This window comes from Psychroserpens sp. (genome assembly GCF_036960315.1).
In the GTDB taxonomy this organism is placed as follows: domain Bacteria; phylum Bacteroidota; class Bacteroidia; order Flavobacteriales; family Flavobacteriaceae; genus Psychroserpens.
The window spans coordinates 21,179-38,739 of sequence record NZ_JBALVR010000006.1 but is presented as its reverse complement, the minus strand read 5'-3'; the positions used below and the strand labels follow the sequence as shown (position 1 = coordinate 38,739).

The window sequence follows — 17,561 nt, the reverse complement described above, 5'->3', positions numbered from 1 at the left end:
GAAATGCTATGATTAATAAACGACTACTTATCAAAAACTTGCTCGCTCACAATGATGAGAATAGCTTCTATGATAAAAAACGAAAAATTGATATTACACATAAAGAAGGCAAAGCAAAATTTCTAAAGCATATTTGTGCACTTTCTAACAGCAACCCTAAAAACAACTCTTACATCGTAATTGGAGTTGAAGATGAAGACAATACAATAATTGGTGTCAACTTTTTCGATGATAGCAAAATTCAAAACCTCATCAATGCTTATCTCGCCAATCCGCCTATTGTACAGTATGAAAATATTCCGTTTCCACATTTATCAGATGACAAAGTAGTTGGATTAGTAACGATTAGAGCAATAGATCAAATTACTTCACTTCGAAAGAACATCTGGAAGTATTATGGGGGTTCTGTGTTTCTTAGAGATGGAAGTATGAGTATGCCAAAGGTTTTTGATATTGAAATCAAAGATGCTAATTCAAAAATTGTTGATGCCATTGAAGCACATGCACAAAACAATATTGAATATACTTTAGATGGTGTTTTTGACTTTATGAATCAACGAAAAGATTACAATCCACAGTATAAGGTGTTTAAAGAATATTTCGTGTTGTGCTGGTCTGGCCAAAAAAAAGAAATAAAGAGCGAGGTGTTCTATTCGAGAGTGGATATTGAACTCATAAATGAGCAAGTGCGATTGTTTTTCTCCACTTTAGATGAAGTGGCAATAAGTTTTAATGAAAATAAATTTAAAATTATTGAATACGTCAATCTAGGTCTTCAAAAATCCTACAAATATTATCCATTAGAAGAAACTATTATTCATTTTGAAAATAACGCTAATTATAACATAGAAACTCGATTACTTTTTGAACCTCCACAATTTGATAAAAAAGTACTGCATCATATTTACAATACGAATAATGCTATACTCGAAAAATTAAAAAGAGGCCATGATTTATCAAAAAACGAAGAATTAGATTTACGAAATTTATCGGGAACTTATGTTATTTGCTACCTCAATTCATTCGATGATGCAATTGATAAATTATATGAAGCAAAACCACATATAAAAGCTCATAGTGAAGAACTCTATGAGCTTTATAAAGAATCTATGCGTATTTTAAGAAAAGTCAAATACAGTTAATATGTACTCAACTAATTTTTATCGTCTTTCTCATCCTTTTTATCATACGGGCACACTACGGAATGGGCTATAATGTAAATACCTCCACTATAATCAGTCGCATCAAAAGGCACATGATCAGTTCCATCTGCATTACTATACGAATGATTAAACTGTCCACTTGCTACAGTAAATGAACCATTACGTTTTCTAGGATATTTTTCATTACCTATATACAAGTGGGCTTCATAAAAACCAAACCCTTCAAAGGCATTATAATCTACTGAAACAGTTCCGTCTAATCCATAATTTACAGTTAAGGTTCCAACTATTTCTCCGTTTTCTAAATTACATTGACCAGCTGCCTGATAAATATCATAAGTGTTAGAATAAGGCGCGGTGAGTGGCCCAATACTCCATCCCCAACGATTTGAATTTAAATCATCATCATCTGAAAAGCATAGTGCTTCCTTATCAAAAGCGTATGCTGTTTCGCAACCTTTTACATCTGGCTCTCTGTTTTCTAACTCTAAAGAGTCGTTTTCGTTTGATATCTCGCTCTTTTCACATGAAGTAAAAGAAATAACTAAGCATACCAAGAATAATTTAAAAATTGTTTTCATAATAATATATGTATTGATTAATAGCGCCTTAAATATAAGGAATATATTGCTAAATAAGTCATAATAGAATACTTAAATCACTGACAACCTTGTAATTAGACGCTATTTAGTAAGTTTAATTTTTTATTAATGAAAAGTCCTACACATTTTTTATAGCAAACTAGTCCCTTTCGAATAGGAAGTGCATTTCATCGAAGAAATATTACAAAAATTTCCATTCATATAGTTTTATTAACCAATCGTGGTTTTTTTTATAGATAGCATTAGTTTTTGTCGATTTTCGCTGTGCTATTAATCAATTACATACAACCTTATTTCAATGTTAGCCAGTCTAATAACGAAATAAGGTTTTTGTTTTTTAAGGAATATTTCTATTCAGAAATATAAAAAAAAATGTTTTTCGTGAACAGATTTATAGTATAATTACCATTCATACAGGTTTTTTTACCACTTATAGTTTTTATTAGAAATCAAGCTTAATTTTCCCCATTTTAGAAGTGCTATTAATCAATTGCATATAACCTTGTTTCAATGTCGACGTGTCGAATGTGAAACAGGGTTTTTGTTTTTTAGAGTTATATGAAATTCAGTTTTGTGAAAGATTTGTTTAAAATCGTTTGATCTTTAACGGCTAGCCACTTATCTAAGACTGTCGCATATACAGATCTAAAATCGACTGTGTATTTTAAATCTCCATTTGCATCCAAATCATTTAAGTTTGCTAATTCATTATAAAATCCAGGAGTTTTTAATTGGTTTCCAATAATAAAGAGATTACTCGCTGCGCCATGATCTGTTCCGTTGGCCGCATTTTGTTTAACGCGTCTTCCAAATTCTGAAAAGGTCAAAATAAGTGTATCATTAAACGTTCCTTGTTGTTTTAAATCATTCACAAAAGCTTCAACGCCTTCAGCATACATTTTAAGTAAACGTGCCTGACTATTAATTTGGTTAGCATGTGTATCAAATCCACCAAGAGAAGAATAAAATACTTTAGTCTCTATTCCAGAATTAATCAATCTAGCGGTTGTCTTCAACTGATTTGCAAATTCGTTATTTGGATACTCTTGGTTGTTCGATGCGGTTTTATGTTTTTCAAAAATATATTTAGCAGAAGACTCTGCAGCAATCATTGTTTTATATAAGTATCCTAAATTATGTTCACTTAAATGTTCATCTTGATAATGCTCTAGTACATTTTTAAAATAAGGGTCTTGAGAAGTTCTAAATAACACTTGCGGATTTTTAGTTGCTATACCATTGATGTTTTGACCTTTTAAAGCTAAGGACAGACTATCATCAATCTCAATAGCGTTATAAGGTTTATTGCCATATTCATCTAAATATCGACCAATCCAACCTGTTTGTAGATACTGATCAGAGCTACTTGCAGTTTGCCAAATATCAGTCGATCTGAAATGAGAACGATTCGGGTTTGGATACCCAACATTATTAATGATTGTTAAATGACCTTGATCGTATAATTTTTTTAATGGCAATAAATTAGAGTGAAAGCCTAGTTCATCTGTAACTTTAATTATTTCATTTTTATTAATACCAATTGTTGGTCTGTTGCGATAATACACATCATTATTAAACGGAATAATAGTATTTAAACCGTCATTACCACCAGCAAGTTGTATAATTACCAAACGTTTATATCCTAGGTTCTTAGCTGATATGTTTTCAAATGCCTTTACAAAATTTGGCACAAAAAATAAGCTACTCGCTAAGGTTGATTGCTTTAAAAAATGTCTTCTATCCATAATTAACACATTTGATATTCTGGTAATGACATAAGTTGTACACAAAAATCTCGTTTTGACTTTTGGCTTAATGTTTTTAAATAGGTTTCGGTTCCATCACTTAATTCTGGAATGATAAGTTGATGTTTTAAATCATTTACAGGTAGGTTTTTAAATTGCTTATCAAAGCTATCCCAATCTACCTTTACGGTTACGAATTTATTTTTCTTTTTATTAGAATAATGCTTTTCAAAGGAATCTTCGAACTCTCCTTTTTCTTTTAAAGGTATTTTAGCATTGGCTAATATAATGGAAGGCAATTTTAATCGTAACATAATGGTATTACTATCAATCCAACTTTTTCCGCCTTTCCATCCTGCAACATTAGGAGGATTTAATAATACCTGTCCGAGTAATTTCTGAATTTTTAATACATCCTTAGTTTTTTCAAAGGTTACAGGAACCGTTTTTCTCATACCAACCAAAAACTCAATTGGAGATTTTATTTTGGTCCCGATGTTTTCTTCAGCATAGAACCAATCCGACAAAAAGATGTGCCTCATTAAGTTTTCAATATTGTAGTCTTTATAAAAAACAGTTGCCAACTCTTCTACTTTTTCTTCGTCAATGACATCATTAACAAAGTAACCGTATATTTTTCGACAGATGAAACGAGCACACTGTTTTTGTTCTAATATCATATCAATAATATCATCACCATCATAACGCCCTGTATGACCAAAAAATGTTTTAAATTCATAGTCATGTTGGAATTCTCTTATTACAAATTCTCCTTCAAAATTATTGTTATAACCCGTAAATGCTCTTGCACTTTCTTTAATATCTTCTTCGGTATAATGGCCTTCACCTAAAGTAAACAACTCCATTAATTCTCTTGCGAAATTCTCGTTGGGCTGTTGCTTACGATTTTGTTTATTATTCAAATATTTAAGCATTGCCGATTCCTTTGAAATGGCTTTTACAAAATCGCCAAAATTCCCAAGTGCATGTTTTCGCAAAGTATTATTGTATTGCTGTACATGAAAAATATTCTGGTCGCGACATACAAAATGATTTGCCCAGAACAAGGTCATTTTTTCTCTAAGTATTTCTTCTGACGTCACTAATCGATGTATCCAAAACACATTATAGTCTTTGATTTTTTCGTTACTTAGTTTTCTGAATTCCGCTTGCTTAGCCTTATCCTTAAGTAATTCCTTTGAAACCAAATGATTTAATTCTGAAGTATCCATCTCTAAATTTGTAATATTTGTGGATTCTGAAAATAATTCATCTACAACTTGACGCTTATCTTTTTTTGATAATGTCTTTAGCTGATTTGGCGTCCCTCCAAAACCTGCTCTCCAATATAAATGTTGTACGTGATGAGATTTCATGACTCTTAGACTTTATAATCGATGTTAAGTTTAATTGTATACATTCAAAAATGATTCCAAAGATGAAAGCACAAAAAAACCGTCTCAATAAATGAAACGGCTTTTATAACTGTTTTGATATAAACTATATATTATAGATCGAATTTAATTCCTTGAGCTAAAGGCAATTCATCTGAATAGTTAACTGTATTAGTTTGTCGACGCATATACACTTTCCAAGCATCAGAACCAGACTCACGACCACCTCCAGTTTCTTTCTCTCCACCAAAAGCACCGCCAATCTCAGCACCAGATGTTCCGATGTTTACGTTAGCAATACCACAATCTGATCCAGCATAAGACAAGAATTTCTCTGCTTCTTTCATTTCGTTCGTCATGATAGCAGAAGATAATCCTTGAGCAACACCATTTTGTTTTTTAATAGCATTTTCAACTTCTCCAGAATATTTCATTAAATATAAGATTGGAGCAAATGTTTCGTGTTGTACAATTTCAAAATTATTTTCAGCTTCAATAATAGCTGGCTTAACGTAACAACCACTTTCGTAACCTTCACCCTCTAAAACACCACCTTCAACTAATACATTTCCACCTTCAGCTTTTGCTTTTTCGATAGCGGCTAAATACGTATTTACTGCATCATGATCAATTAATGGTCCAATATGATTCTTTTCATCTAAAGGATTTCCAATAGTTAATTGTCCATAAGCACCCACAATTGCATCTCTTACTTTATCGTAAACAGATTCGTGAATAATTAATCGTCGAGTAGATGTACAACGTTGTCCGCAAGTTCCAACAGCACCAAATACAGCGCCAGGAACCACCACTTTTAAGTCTGCAGTTGGTGTAATGATAATCGCATTGTTACCTCCTAATTCTAATAAAGATTTCCCGAAACGTTCAGCTACAGTTGCACCAACTATTCTTCCCATTCTTGTTGAACCAGTTGCAGAAACTAAAGGGATTCGAGTATCAGTAGTCATGTATTCACCAACCTTGTAATCTCCATTAATGATATTAGAAATACCTTCAGGTAAGTTATTTTCTTTAAAGACTCCAGCAATAATGTTTTGACAAGCAATAGAGCATAGAGGTGCTTTTTCAGAACCTTTCCACACACATACATCACCACAGATCCAAGCTAAAGCTGTATTCCAAGCCCAAACTGCCACAGGGAAGTTAAATGCTGAGATAATACCAACAACACCTATTGGATGCCATTGTTCTCTCATAACGTGTCCTGGACGCTCAGATGGAATTGTTTGTCCGTTTAATTGCCTTGATAATCCAACAGCAAAATCACAGATGTCAATCATTTCTTGGACTTCTCCATAACCTTCTTGTAAAGATTTCCCCATTTCGTAAGACACTAACTTACCAAGAGGTTCTTTTAGGTCTCTTAATTTATTTCCAAATTGGCGAACAATTTCTCCTCTCTGCGGAGCTGGCATATGTCTAAATGATAAAAAGGCTTTTGTTGCCGCATCCATCACCTTGTCATAATCTTCTCTAGTTGTCGTTTTTACTTTACCAATTAATTTGCCGTCTACTGGAGAATATGATTCAATAATTTCTCCGTTAGAAAAATTATTTGAACCCGTAGAAGTTCCTTCATTTAAGTCTTTAACACCTAACTGGCTCAAAGCCTCTTTTATTCCGAAATCGGTAGCAATCGCTTCCATATATGCTTGTATTTTAAGAATTATTAAATTTTGACGCGAAGTTACTAATAAATTGTCAGTTTTACTTGATGAAACATGTTGAATAATGTAACTTTAAAGCACTTATAAATCACCAATAACCATGAGACATTTCATCTTTTTTATTTTATTGTTTTCAATCTGCTTTAGTTGTGTTGAAACTAATAAAACTTCAGAAAATCAAGACGAAAGCACAACATCAAGTCCTTCGGGTAACGATACGCAAGCCAAAGCCGAATTTGCTATCATCATTCATGGTGGTGCAGGAACTATTTTGAGGAAAAACATGACGCCCGAACGTGAAGCGGCTTACAAAGCAAAATTGGAAGAGGCCATAAGAGTAGGTTATGAGATTCTGAAAAATGGAGGAAGCAGTCTCGATGCTGTTCAAAAAACCATCAATGTGATGGAAGATTCTCCATTGTTCAACGCTGGAAAAGGTGCTGTATTTACTAATGCTGAAACTAACGAATTGGACGCGTCTATAATGGATGGAAAAACACTTAATGCAGGTGCTTCCGCAGGAACAACAACAGTAAGAAACCCAATCAATTTGGCTAGAGTAATTATGGATAGATCACCTCATGTAATGATGGCTGGGATTGGCGCAGATACTTATGCAAATGAGCAAGGTTTGACAATTGTTGAACCAAGTTACTTTTTTACTGATAACAGATTTAAATCTCTAGAACGTGTAAAAGCCTCAGAAGCAAAAAAAGAAAGCGATGCCAAAACGGCTTTTTATGATGCAGATATTAAAGACTCAAAATTTGGCACTGTTGGTTGCGCTGCTCTTGATAAACATGGAAATTTAGCTGCAGGAACCTCAACTGGAGGTATGACTAACAAACGTTATGGTCGTGTTGGTGATGCGCCTATTATTGGCGCTGGAACTTATGCTAACAATGCTACTTGTGCAGTATCTAGTACAGGTTGGGGCGAATATTTTATTAGAGGCATGGTCGCTCATGATATTTCTGCTTTGATGGAATACAAAGGCCTGTCATTAAAAGACGCTTCAAGAATCGTAATCCAAGATAAATTAACGGATTTAGGTGGTACAGGTGGTATTGTAGCTGTAGATAAAGATGGTCATATGGTTATGGAATTTAATACGGCAGGCATGTATCGTGCCACTATGAATGAAAAAGGAGAATTAACGATTGGGATTTACGAAAACTAACTATGATTAAATTCTTTAGAAAAATACGCCATGACCTCATGGAGCAGAATAAAACAGGCAAGTACTTTAAATATGCCATTGGTGAAATTATCCTTGTCGTTATTGGTATTCTCATTGCTTTGCAGATTAATAATTGGAGTGAAGGCATAAAGAATGGAAACACTGAGCAGGAATTCTATAAAGAAATACTTAGTGATCTTGAAAAAGATAATATCAAATTAGAAGGGTTAACAGAATTCTATAATAACAGAATTGAGCATGCGGGTTGGCTATTAAAAAAAGTAAGGAAACCTATTGGTTCTATTAATAAATTAGAATTTGGTCAACATGTTGAGCCACTATATATTGGTCCAATTCCTGTTATTTTTAATTCTTCATTTGAAGCAGCTAAAAGTTCTGGAGCATTTGCCCTTTTTGAGAACAAAGAAATTCTGAAACAACTTAATCAGTATTACACCAACTTTGAAGAATTAAAAGGAATCATGGCAGCTACCTTACGTTTTTTAGAAACTAGATTAGAGCCTATTATGGCTACAGTTCCAATAAATTATGTGAAAAAGGAAACAGGTGTTTACGTTATAACCTCTGAGCTACAAGACCTTAAAGAATTATATACATTCTTGGACGCTATTAAAGATGAAAGAAAAATCTTAGTTGATCTAAATGTTATATTACAAAACCCCGCATTTGAATCCTATTTATCAGGTGACCTGGGAAGATCATTCAATGCTCTTACAAGTATTGAGATTAGAAAAGAGCAATTAAACAAAATAAAAACTGAAATTAAGCATTACGTGTCCAATTAGTAAATAACAAAACTCTTCAGAAACATACAATAATACAACCTCATTAAACATAACAAAACAGGTAAATTCAATAAATACGCAATTGACGAAATTATTCTGTAGGCCCTTCTTATCACTGATTGTTAGGCCAATACGAAAAGGGCCGCCTGCATTCAATATGGTATCGTCAAAAGTTCAACAACTTGGATGAGCGATGTGTTTGAGCTTGGAGATATATTGTTCTTGATGATGGATTTTGAAGAGTCGGACTATTATAATACGTCGAAACGCAGAACAGGTGGTATAAGCCCTATTCAATACAATTATTTTAAAAATGTTCTAGAAAAGTACCCTGAAGTAAATCGGATGGTATTTTAGATGAAAAAGGAAATGCTCCAAGTGGCAGTAAAGCCTTACAAGTACCATAAGCTAGCCTATTCATGCTTAATAATAGCACGCAAAAGCCTGTGTTACTGTGTGTTTGTCTATTGAAAACGGATTAATAAGTAGGTTTATCTAGAATAATTACCTAAATTTAACTATCCTCAAGAACTTATTGATGTACAACTTTGATGAATCGTAACACCCTTTATTTTATCATCCTGATTTGCTTTGCACTTAATTCTTTTGGTCAAAATAGCCAAGCTGTGGAAGAACTTAAGCATCTTGTCACAGAACAAGCAAATGATAGCACAAAAGTCAATACCTTACTAGACATAGCTTCTCAGCTTTATGGATCGCAACCAGATTCATCTATCGTATATTCTGGCAAGGCCATTGATCTTGCCATAGAAATTAATTTCAAAAAAGGTCTAGCGTACGCCCATAAAAACATGGGTCTTGGCTATTATATGAAGGGAGAATTCTCTGACGTCCTCATTCATTGGGAAAAGTCATTAGCCATTTTTGAAGAAATCAATGACGAAAGCGGGATCAGTAACTTGCTTAGCAATATAGGAGCCGTTTGGCAAACAAAAGGAGATGACCCTAAGGCTCTAGATTATTTTATAAGGTCTGCTAAGATTGCAGAAAAGATTCAAGATTCAACCAGGTTAGGAACGGTTTACTTAAATATTGGCACTGTTTACTCTAACGAAGAAACAACCTATGACGATGCATTTGAATCCTTCAACAAATCCAAGGATATACTTATTAATTTGGGATATGATGAAGGTGTAGGGGCAGTCGCCATCAATATGGCCGAATTATATTTAAAGAGTGGCAATCCACAAGCCGCCTTGCCTCATCTCAATGATGCCTTAGAGGCGTATTCGAGATCTGGAAGTAATCTTTCTAATACATATAATGATATGGGTTGGGCCTATAAAGACCTAAAAAGATATCGTCTGGCAAAAGAATATCATCTCAAAGCCATTGAGGCGGCGGACCTCAATGATGCTAAATTGGAAAAAACTAAGGCTCTCATTAGCTTAGGAGAAGTACTTATAGAGCAGAAAGCCTATGCAGAAGCCGTTGATAATCTTAAAAGGGGGCTTAAGATAACTGAAGTTACAGGAGTATACAGGGACAAAAAGGATGCCTATGAAGGACTGGCCAAGGCCTATTCTGGCATGAAGGATTACAAAAACGCCTATGATTATCAACAACTTTTTACATCCATTAGCGATACCATTAGGAACGATTCTTATGATGAATCTATAGGCAACATGCGATTCCAGTATGATTTAAAAGAAATGGAAGAGGAAATAAAACTTCTCAACGTAGATAATGAACTACAACAAACTCAGCTGGAACGCACCACCGCTTCCAAAAGATTGTTGTACGCACTTGCTGCCCTTCTTTTGGCGATGGTAGGAGGGATATTTTCACGTTACCGATTCATCCAGAAATCCAACTCGCGTATTGCCGAAGAGCGAAATAAAAGTGAAAGTATTCTCTTGAACATTCTCCCAAAAGAAACAGCTGAAGAGTTAAAAGAACACGGTTCTATCAAGGCCAAGTACTTTAAGGAAATAACCGTGCTCTTTACTGATTTCAAGCAATTCTCGTTAGTGGCTGAAGGAATTCCGGCTGAGCATCTCGTGCAAAGTTTGGATTACTTTTTCAAGAAATTCGATATCATTACAGAAAAACACAACCTAGAGAAAATCAAGACGATTGGTGATGCTTACATGTGTGCTGGCGGGCTTCCTACTGAAAATAAGACACATGCAGAGAATGCTTTTTCGGCGGCCCTAGAGATCTTGGAGTTCGTAAAGGATACGCAAGATAACCCACCAAAGGGGATATATCCTTTTGAGGTACGTATTGGTATTAATACAGGTCCAGTAGTGGCTGGGGTTGTTGGCCACAAGAAATTTCAGTATGATATTTGGGGCAATACAGTTAATATAGCCGCTCGTATGGAGAGCAATTCAGTCCCAGGAAAAATCAATGTTGCAGAGAGCACATACCAACTCTTAAAAAATAGACATGATTTTACTTATAGAGGCGTGATAAAGGCAAAGAATGAACAATTGCTTAAAATGTATTATGCTGAAGAAAAAATTAGTGAGATAGCCTGATAAATGATTATTGTCATAACTTAGTATTAATTTAAATCGGTTTTGGGGATGATCGAGAAAAATAACCACGATAATTGAGAGAATACCATTCTTAGACCCGCAAATACATGACTCTTGAGAACAAAAAGACATATCCAGATATCTGTTTCCAAATTCTAGATGAATTGAAGGGGAAGTTAGCTCCGTATCTAAGCTATCATTCCTATGAACATATGATCGATGTTGCCAATGTATGTGACAGTTATATCAGGAAATATAGAATAAATGATCAAATGGCAAAACTCATTCGAATAGCTGCCGTTAGCCATGATTTTGGTTACACTGTCTCACCAATAGACCATGAAGAGTGCAGCATCACTTTGATAGAGCCAATACTCAGGCCTATTCTTACAAAAGAGGAAATAATCCTTGTAAACGGGATGATAAGAGCTACAAAAGTCCCTCAGAAACCAAAGACTTTTTATGATAAAATTCTTGCAGATGCTGACTTGGACTACTTAGGAAGAAACGATTACAATGAACTTAGTGAAAACCTACATCAAGAGTTTTTGCATTTTGGAGTTATTAAGACGGAACGAGAATGGCTAGATTTGCAAATCAATTTTCTCGAAAATCATGAGTTCCATACCCTTTATGCGAAATGGAATCGTCGAAAATTAAAATTGAGAAAACTTAAAGAGCTCAAGGCAAAACAGGTCTAACAAATTAAGAATTATTTTAAACGCTTATAATAACGCCAATTAGCATTTAGCGAATAAAACTATAAATCAGGTTCTTCACAGATTTGTTAACATCCTTGAATTCCTTAAAAGCAATCAAGATCTGTTCTCCTAGTTGCTCATAAAGCAGCTCTTCATCATCCATTAAATTCATAAGACCCATAGAATACTCACGGATTGAGCAATATTGGGTAACGGCATCGTGACAGAAAAACACACTAGCATCAAAATTCGTTTCTATCTGCGGTAAAAAACATGTAGTATTATAATAGATAGAAAGTGATACAAATAGCATAATGTCGGAAAAGGATTAGCCTTTATGTTAATTAAATGTTAAAATAAAAATATTGACTTCTCATTCTTTATTATTTAACTGATAAGCAGTATCTTAACAGAACCTGAATATTGATTCATAGCGACTCGCCCTCTTCTAGATTTGACTTAATAATGCTTATTTTAAGCTTTGTTATATAAGCGTATGGTATTAACTTTAAGTCAAGCTATATGAATTCTACAACAGCTCGTGGTACTTTCTTTACCACAAAACAAATCTACAACATTGTTTTATCAAGTTTGTTTTTTCTGCTATCTACCATCTTGTTATACGGGCAGAATTATACAACTACAGGCCTATCTACCAATTGGGAAAATGCCGCTGCTTGGGATTGTTCAGGAGGCCCCTGTAACAACAATCCATTTCCAAACAACGAGGTGGGCAATTCCACCATTACCATCAATCATGATATCGTTTACGCTTCCAATAATCCAATTAAGTTAAAGAACAATGCAAAACTGTACATATTCAATAATGCCAAATTAACGACGATTAGCAACATCAATGTGAGTCCTGGTGGCTTATTGGTGGTAGATCAAGGAGAGATTGAAATTGGTCCTGGTGTCCTCAAAAATCAAGGTAACATTGAGTTGACCAATGCCCTGATGTTAAAAAACGGCAATTTCATTAATGACTCTCAATTAATAATGTTGGATGCTTGCGTTAGGCTTACAGATGGTAATTTCAACAACCATGCAGTAATCTCAGGCAACGGGAGCATAAAGACAGAGAATGGCAATATCAACAATTCGGGTAATTGGAGTAACAATGTTATTTATTATTTCAGTAATAGTAGTAGTGGACTTCCAGGCTCCCCAAGTACTGAAGCTGAAGTTGCTGCAGTTTGCGAGTGTATCCTGATCAATTGTGATATTCTGCCTGGTTATCCACCAAATTCTAAAGTCAATGAACTCATTGGATCCGCCTTGACTTCACTATTCGATAGCTACAATCCTGGTGACCCAACCAATGAGTTTATATACATTATTAATGAAGATGGTGAGGTTCTGATTGAAATAGTAGCTCTTAATGATCAATTCGATGCCGTAGCAACGTTCCTAATCACCTTTGGGATATCTGAAGATGACTATATTTCAGATGTTTATGACCCACAAGATGATGAGCGCGTGATTACCGTGTTTTTTCCTATAACAGACCTAGAAGCTCTTAATCCAAGAACCGATATCATTAACCAAGTATACGAGGTATCTCCTCCGATTCCTAATGCTGGGCTCATAGACAGCCAGGGTGATATCGCTCAAAATTCAAATATTGCCAGGTTAGGGTGGAACGTTAGTGGTGAAGGTGTTAAAATCGGAGTGATCTCAGACAGTTACGACAGAAAATCTGGTGTAATCACAGGTATTAGTTCTGCCGTTCAAACAGACATCGTTAATGGAGACCTTCCTGGGGCTGAAAATCCAGTGAATGTTGTCGAGGATTATCCTTTTGGTATAGCCAGCGACGAGGGACGAGCCATGCTACAGATTGTACATGATGTGGCTCCAGATGCCGAGTTGTACTTTAGGACTGGTTACATCTCAGAAGGAAATATGGCAGCTGGAATCGCCGAACTTGTCGCTCTCGATTGCAAAGTCATAGTAGATGATCTCACTTATATGAAGGCGCCTTATTTTAGAGATGGCATTGTAGCCAGTGCTATCAATGAAGCCACGGCTAATGGTGTAAGTTATTTTACCTCTGCTGGTAATTTTGGCTCAAGATCCTATCAGTCGACATTTACTGCCTCTGATCCAAACACATTGCGACACAATTTTGGAGGCGGAAATTCCTTGCAAAACTTGTCTTTAGAACCAGGATCTTACATTGTGGTGCTGCAATGGGATGATGATTTTTATTCTTTTGGATCTAATTCTGGCGCTTCAAATGATTTAGACATCTATCTAGCTGGTAATGATGGCACGATACTATATGGTTTCAACAGGAACAATACGGGAGCAGACCCAGTAGAAATTATGCCATTTACGGTCATTAATCCCACAACTACTAATATTGTTATCGAAAGGGCTTCCGGATCTGGTGCAGCACCAATGTTCAAGTATGTTGTTTTCAGAGCTGGGGACAATGGAAATTTTGAAGCTGTTCCACCAGCCAATAGTTCGACCGTTATTGGTCATGCAAATGCAGTTGGAGCTATAACGGTTGGCGCTGTGCGTTATGACAACACTTCAAACTATGGAGGAACGCTCGCTGCCCAGCAATCATCCTCTCTTGGAGGCACTACAACTAACGGAATTTCAAGAGATAAGCCAGATATCATGGCGCCAACTGGTGTCGATACATCAGTGAACTTAGGTGCTCCTGATTATGAACTTAATTCATTACCTAATTTCTTTGGCACTTCTGCTGCAGCACCACACGCAGCTGGTGTGGCAGTATTGATTATTGAAGCTAAAACAAAATTTGGCGTTGATATTTCAAATTCAGAACCGAGTTTAAGTGTTCGCAATTTACTTACCAGCAATGCCATTGACATGGGACCTGTTGGTTTCGACAACAAAACGGGCCATGGTTTCCTATCGGCAGATAGCTCGATTGGAGCATTCTCTAATCCTTCACCAAACCTCATTACTTTCAATCTCGAAAATCTTGATACGACGCTCTATAATCCTGGCGATGTGGCCTTTGAGCTTATATTAGAAGGAAACTCATTCGACGAATCATCTGTAGTCATATTTCGAGGCGATGAATTAGAAACCACATTTGTTGATGAAAACACATTGACCGTTACAATACCAGAATTTTTGGGCAATCCACCCATCTATGTATTTACAGAAGCAGGGCCATTGACCAATGGCTTAGATGGTGGTGAGTCAGAAACTTTAACTTTTAATGATCTTGTCATTACAGATGTACTGGTACAACCAAATAATACATCACGACGATATGGGGAAGGCAATCCTGAGTTTTCCTTCACGACTAAAGTTGGCAATACAGATGATCCTCTCGCACAAGAAGAACTAGATCTCTTTTTACCATCAATTTCCATGACAACGGCTGCGGCTGCCAATTCGAATGTTGGCATCTATGCTATCGAATTGAATTTAACCGATGTAAATATTGGGTTATTAGAATTATACAATTTTATTATAGACCAAGGGGTGCTGAATATATCACCGATGCAAGTTACGATAATGCCTCAGGCCTTGGATGACATCACCTATGGCGACGATTTGCCAGACATCAGTTTTGACTATATATTCGGTAACCCAGATGAAACGGATCTTAACGTAGATACAGAAGTTGCTAATACTTTTGCCACAAATCACGTAAATGCCCTTTCATTGGTCAACGGGGTCTCATTGGTTAATGGCCTTTCTTTAGTGAATGGAGTTTCCTTAGTGAACGACGAGCCAACTATCAATGGTGTTTCACTGGTAAATAAAACCTTTTTCGTCTCACAAAGTACTGTTGAGCAATCAGAGACTGTAGAACAGAATGGTTACTCACTAGTCAACGGCACTGGCACTGAAAAGCTGGTAAACTTTGGGGCTGACCTCTTTTCTGATGAGGCCATCGCCAACGGCGATTTCTCTTCAATAACGAACGGGGTATCCTTGGTTAATGGGTTTGCGCTAGTGAATGGTGATGCCTTTTTGAATGGTGTTTCACTGGTAAACGGTGTTTCACTGGTAAACGGTGTTTCATTGGTAAACGGCGTTTCATTGGTCAATGGTCTGTCCTTGGTTAATGGTTTCGCTCTTGTTAACGGTGTTGCTTTGGTGAATAGCGAAAGTACTCCTATATTGAATGCTTTCGAAAACATTTTAGTGATATTGAATTCAGACGACGCATTAGGTGATGCGCTAATTGAAATTAGACCGATCAATGTCATCACTGGAGTAGACGCTGGGACGCAATATGTCATTCCTGGCGGGGTTTTGGATACTAATTTCGAGATTCGATATGTACCAACACCTCTTGAGATTTTGCCGGCCAATCTTACGGTTACGACCGAAGATGCGATTACTACCTATGGGAACGACCAGATCACCCCTACTGGAATTATTGAAGAATTGCAATACAATGATACCTTAGAAAATGTTTTCCCTGACGGGATAGTATACAGTTTGAACTGTACACAATGTGGAGTTTCTGGAAGTCCATACGCAATTCAAGCCTCTGCAACCAATAGTTCTCCAAACTATACCATATTGTTCGTTGACGCAGGTGCCCTCACGGTCAATCCGTTTGACCTTACCATTACGGTAAACGATGCAACGATAACTTATGGCCAAGCGGATCTACCGTCGTTCGGCATAAGCACAACTCCGGAAGTCTTGCCATATGATGAGACAGTTTCTGACATTTTAGGTGAATTGACATTTACGCCGAGCGACGCCTGTACTACAGACACGACTATTACGGTAAGCCCCGCATTGCAAAACGATAATTATACTATTACCTATCAATCGGGAAATTTGACTGTCGCAACCGCTGAGCTTCATATTGAAATAGGTTCATCCTTTATTTCAGAAGGAGATGCCGTACCGACTAATTTTAATGCTGTAGCAAACGGACTGGTCTGTGATGATGTGACTCCAAACATAACAAGTTTCATTGTTCAAGACCAATATGGCGTTGTACAAACTGGTAGTTTAGATGGAGGCCTTTATGACGTATTTGCTGATCTGTCAAGCCTTTCGGGTTACGATAATTATACCATTACGCAAACACCAGGGTCCCTGTTCGTAAACCCTATAGTAGGATGCAACGATCGTATCAAGGCCTCTGACCTATGTCAAAGCCCTGCATCATTGGTTGGTAGTCCGAACATAGTAAGCCTACTACGATTTGAATACACAAACAGATTAAATGTGCCTATATACATCCCTAATGGCCCTAACAATCTATTAAAAGGCAATGCACAATTCATTGGATCTCCTCCTGAACTATTTTTGCCAGGCACGCACACTTTTGATATTTACACCAATGGAGGCAGATTACAATGGGAAGTAATTACTCAAGGCTGTAACAATGCATCGAAGTCAGCGAATGGCTCCAATGCTGACCCTTGTGACGAGACTGCACCTTCTAGAAATACATCCACACCTGAAACTCCCATTGACGCAGATCAAAAGGATGACAATTCCAAATCTAACCTCAATCAATTGACAACGCATTATGAGGGACAAACTAAATTGTATCCAAACCCAGCCAGTGATTTCGTCAATCTCACGATTGCTGATAAAACAGGTGTAGCTAGCCTCATGATTTTAGACCAAACCGGAAGAATATTACACAAAAAGGATTATCAATTAAATGCATCATCCAACATTCAGATTGATGTCTCTGATTACAGCCCAGGAATATTGTTTTTCATTTATCAGCACAATGGTAATAGATCCGCATATAAAATAATGAAGAAATAACCTTAGGTTTAATTAGCGCATTCCAATTAAGGT

Annotated in this window: 11 protein-coding genes; 7 read left to right on the top strand and 4 right to left on the bottom strand. The window is 36.2% G+C overall.

Features of this window, described 5'->3' with window-relative positions:
- The first annotated feature begins 8 nt into the window (after window positions 1–8).
- Window positions 9–1,142 (top strand): ATP-binding protein, encoded by a 1,134-nt coding sequence (locus tag V7719_RS11295; protein ID WP_335730202.1) that lies wholly within the window; start codon window positions 9–11, stop codon window positions 1,140–1,142.
- Window positions 1,143–1,153: 11 nt separating this feature from the next.
- On the opposite strand, the gene V7719_RS11290 is transcribed toward V7719_RS11295, so the two are convergent.
- The 4 genes from V7719_RS11290 to amaB all read right to left on the bottom strand — a co-directional run bounded on the left by V7719_RS11290 (window position 1,154) and on the right by amaB (window position 6,571).
- On the bottom strand, window positions 1,154–1,744 hold the full coding sequence (locus V7719_RS11290) for a hypothetical protein (protein WP_335730017.1): 591 nt from the start codon (window positions 1,742–1,744) through the stop codon (window positions 1,154–1,156).
- A gap of 575 nt (window positions 1,745–2,319) precedes the next feature.
- Window positions 2,320–3,510 carry a DUF1501 domain-containing protein gene (locus tag V7719_RS11285; RefSeq protein WP_335730016.1) on the bottom strand — a complete coding sequence of 397 codons (1,191 nt, stop codon included), beginning with the start codon at window positions 3,508–3,510 and terminating at the stop codon, window positions 2,320–2,322.
- 2 nt (window positions 3,511–3,512) lie between these two features.
- Window positions 3,513–4,886: a DUF1800 domain-containing protein gene (locus V7719_RS11280; protein WP_335730015.1), complete on the bottom strand. Its 1,374-nt coding sequence runs from the start codon at window positions 4,884–4,886 to the stop codon at window positions 3,513–3,515.
- A 131-nt stretch (window positions 4,887–5,017) separates the two neighbouring features.
- Window positions 5,018–6,571, bottom strand: coding sequence for an L-piperidine-6-carboxylate dehydrogenase (amaB, locus tag V7719_RS11275; protein ID WP_335730014.1), 1,554 nt, complete (start codon window positions 6,569–6,571; stop codon window positions 5,018–5,020).
- A gap of 121 nt (window positions 6,572–6,692) precedes the next feature.
- On the opposite strand from amaB, the gene V7719_RS11270 reads away from it, so the two are divergent.
- From V7719_RS11270 to V7719_RS11245, 6 genes are all read left to right on the top strand, one after another.
- Window positions 6,693–7,772, top strand: a complete 1,080-nt coding sequence (locus V7719_RS11270; RefSeq protein ID WP_335730013.1) for an isoaspartyl peptidase/L-asparaginase family protein — start codon at window positions 6,693–6,695, stop codon at window positions 7,770–7,772.
- A 2-nt stretch (window positions 7,773–7,774) separates the two neighbouring features.
- On the top strand, window positions 7,775–8,578 hold the full coding sequence (locus tag V7719_RS11265) for a DUF6090 family protein (protein WP_335730012.1): 804 nt from the start codon (window positions 7,775–7,777) through the stop codon (window positions 8,576–8,578).
- A 186-nt stretch (window positions 8,579–8,764) separates the two neighbouring features.
- Window positions 8,765–8,935: a hypothetical protein gene (locus V7719_RS11260; protein ID WP_335730011.1), complete on the top strand. Its 171-nt coding sequence runs from the start codon at window positions 8,765–8,767 to the stop codon at window positions 8,933–8,935.
- 194 nt (window positions 8,936–9,129) lie between these two features.
- Window positions 9,130–11,082: an adenylate/guanylate cyclase domain-containing protein gene (locus V7719_RS11255; protein ID WP_335730010.1), complete on the top strand. Its 1,953-nt coding sequence runs from the start codon at window positions 9,130–9,132 to the stop codon at window positions 11,080–11,082.
- Window positions 11,083–11,189: 107 nt separating this feature from the next.
- Window positions 11,190–11,783, top strand: coding sequence for an HD domain-containing protein (locus V7719_RS11250; protein WP_335730009.1), 594 nt, complete (start codon window positions 11,190–11,192; stop codon window positions 11,781–11,783).
- A 522-nt stretch (window positions 11,784–12,305) separates the two neighbouring features.
- Window positions 12,306–17,528 (top strand): MBG domain-containing protein, encoded by a 5,223-nt coding sequence (locus tag V7719_RS11245; RefSeq protein ID WP_335730008.1) that lies wholly within the window; start codon window positions 12,306–12,308, stop codon window positions 17,526–17,528.
- Window positions 17,529–17,561 lie beyond the last annotated feature (33 nt).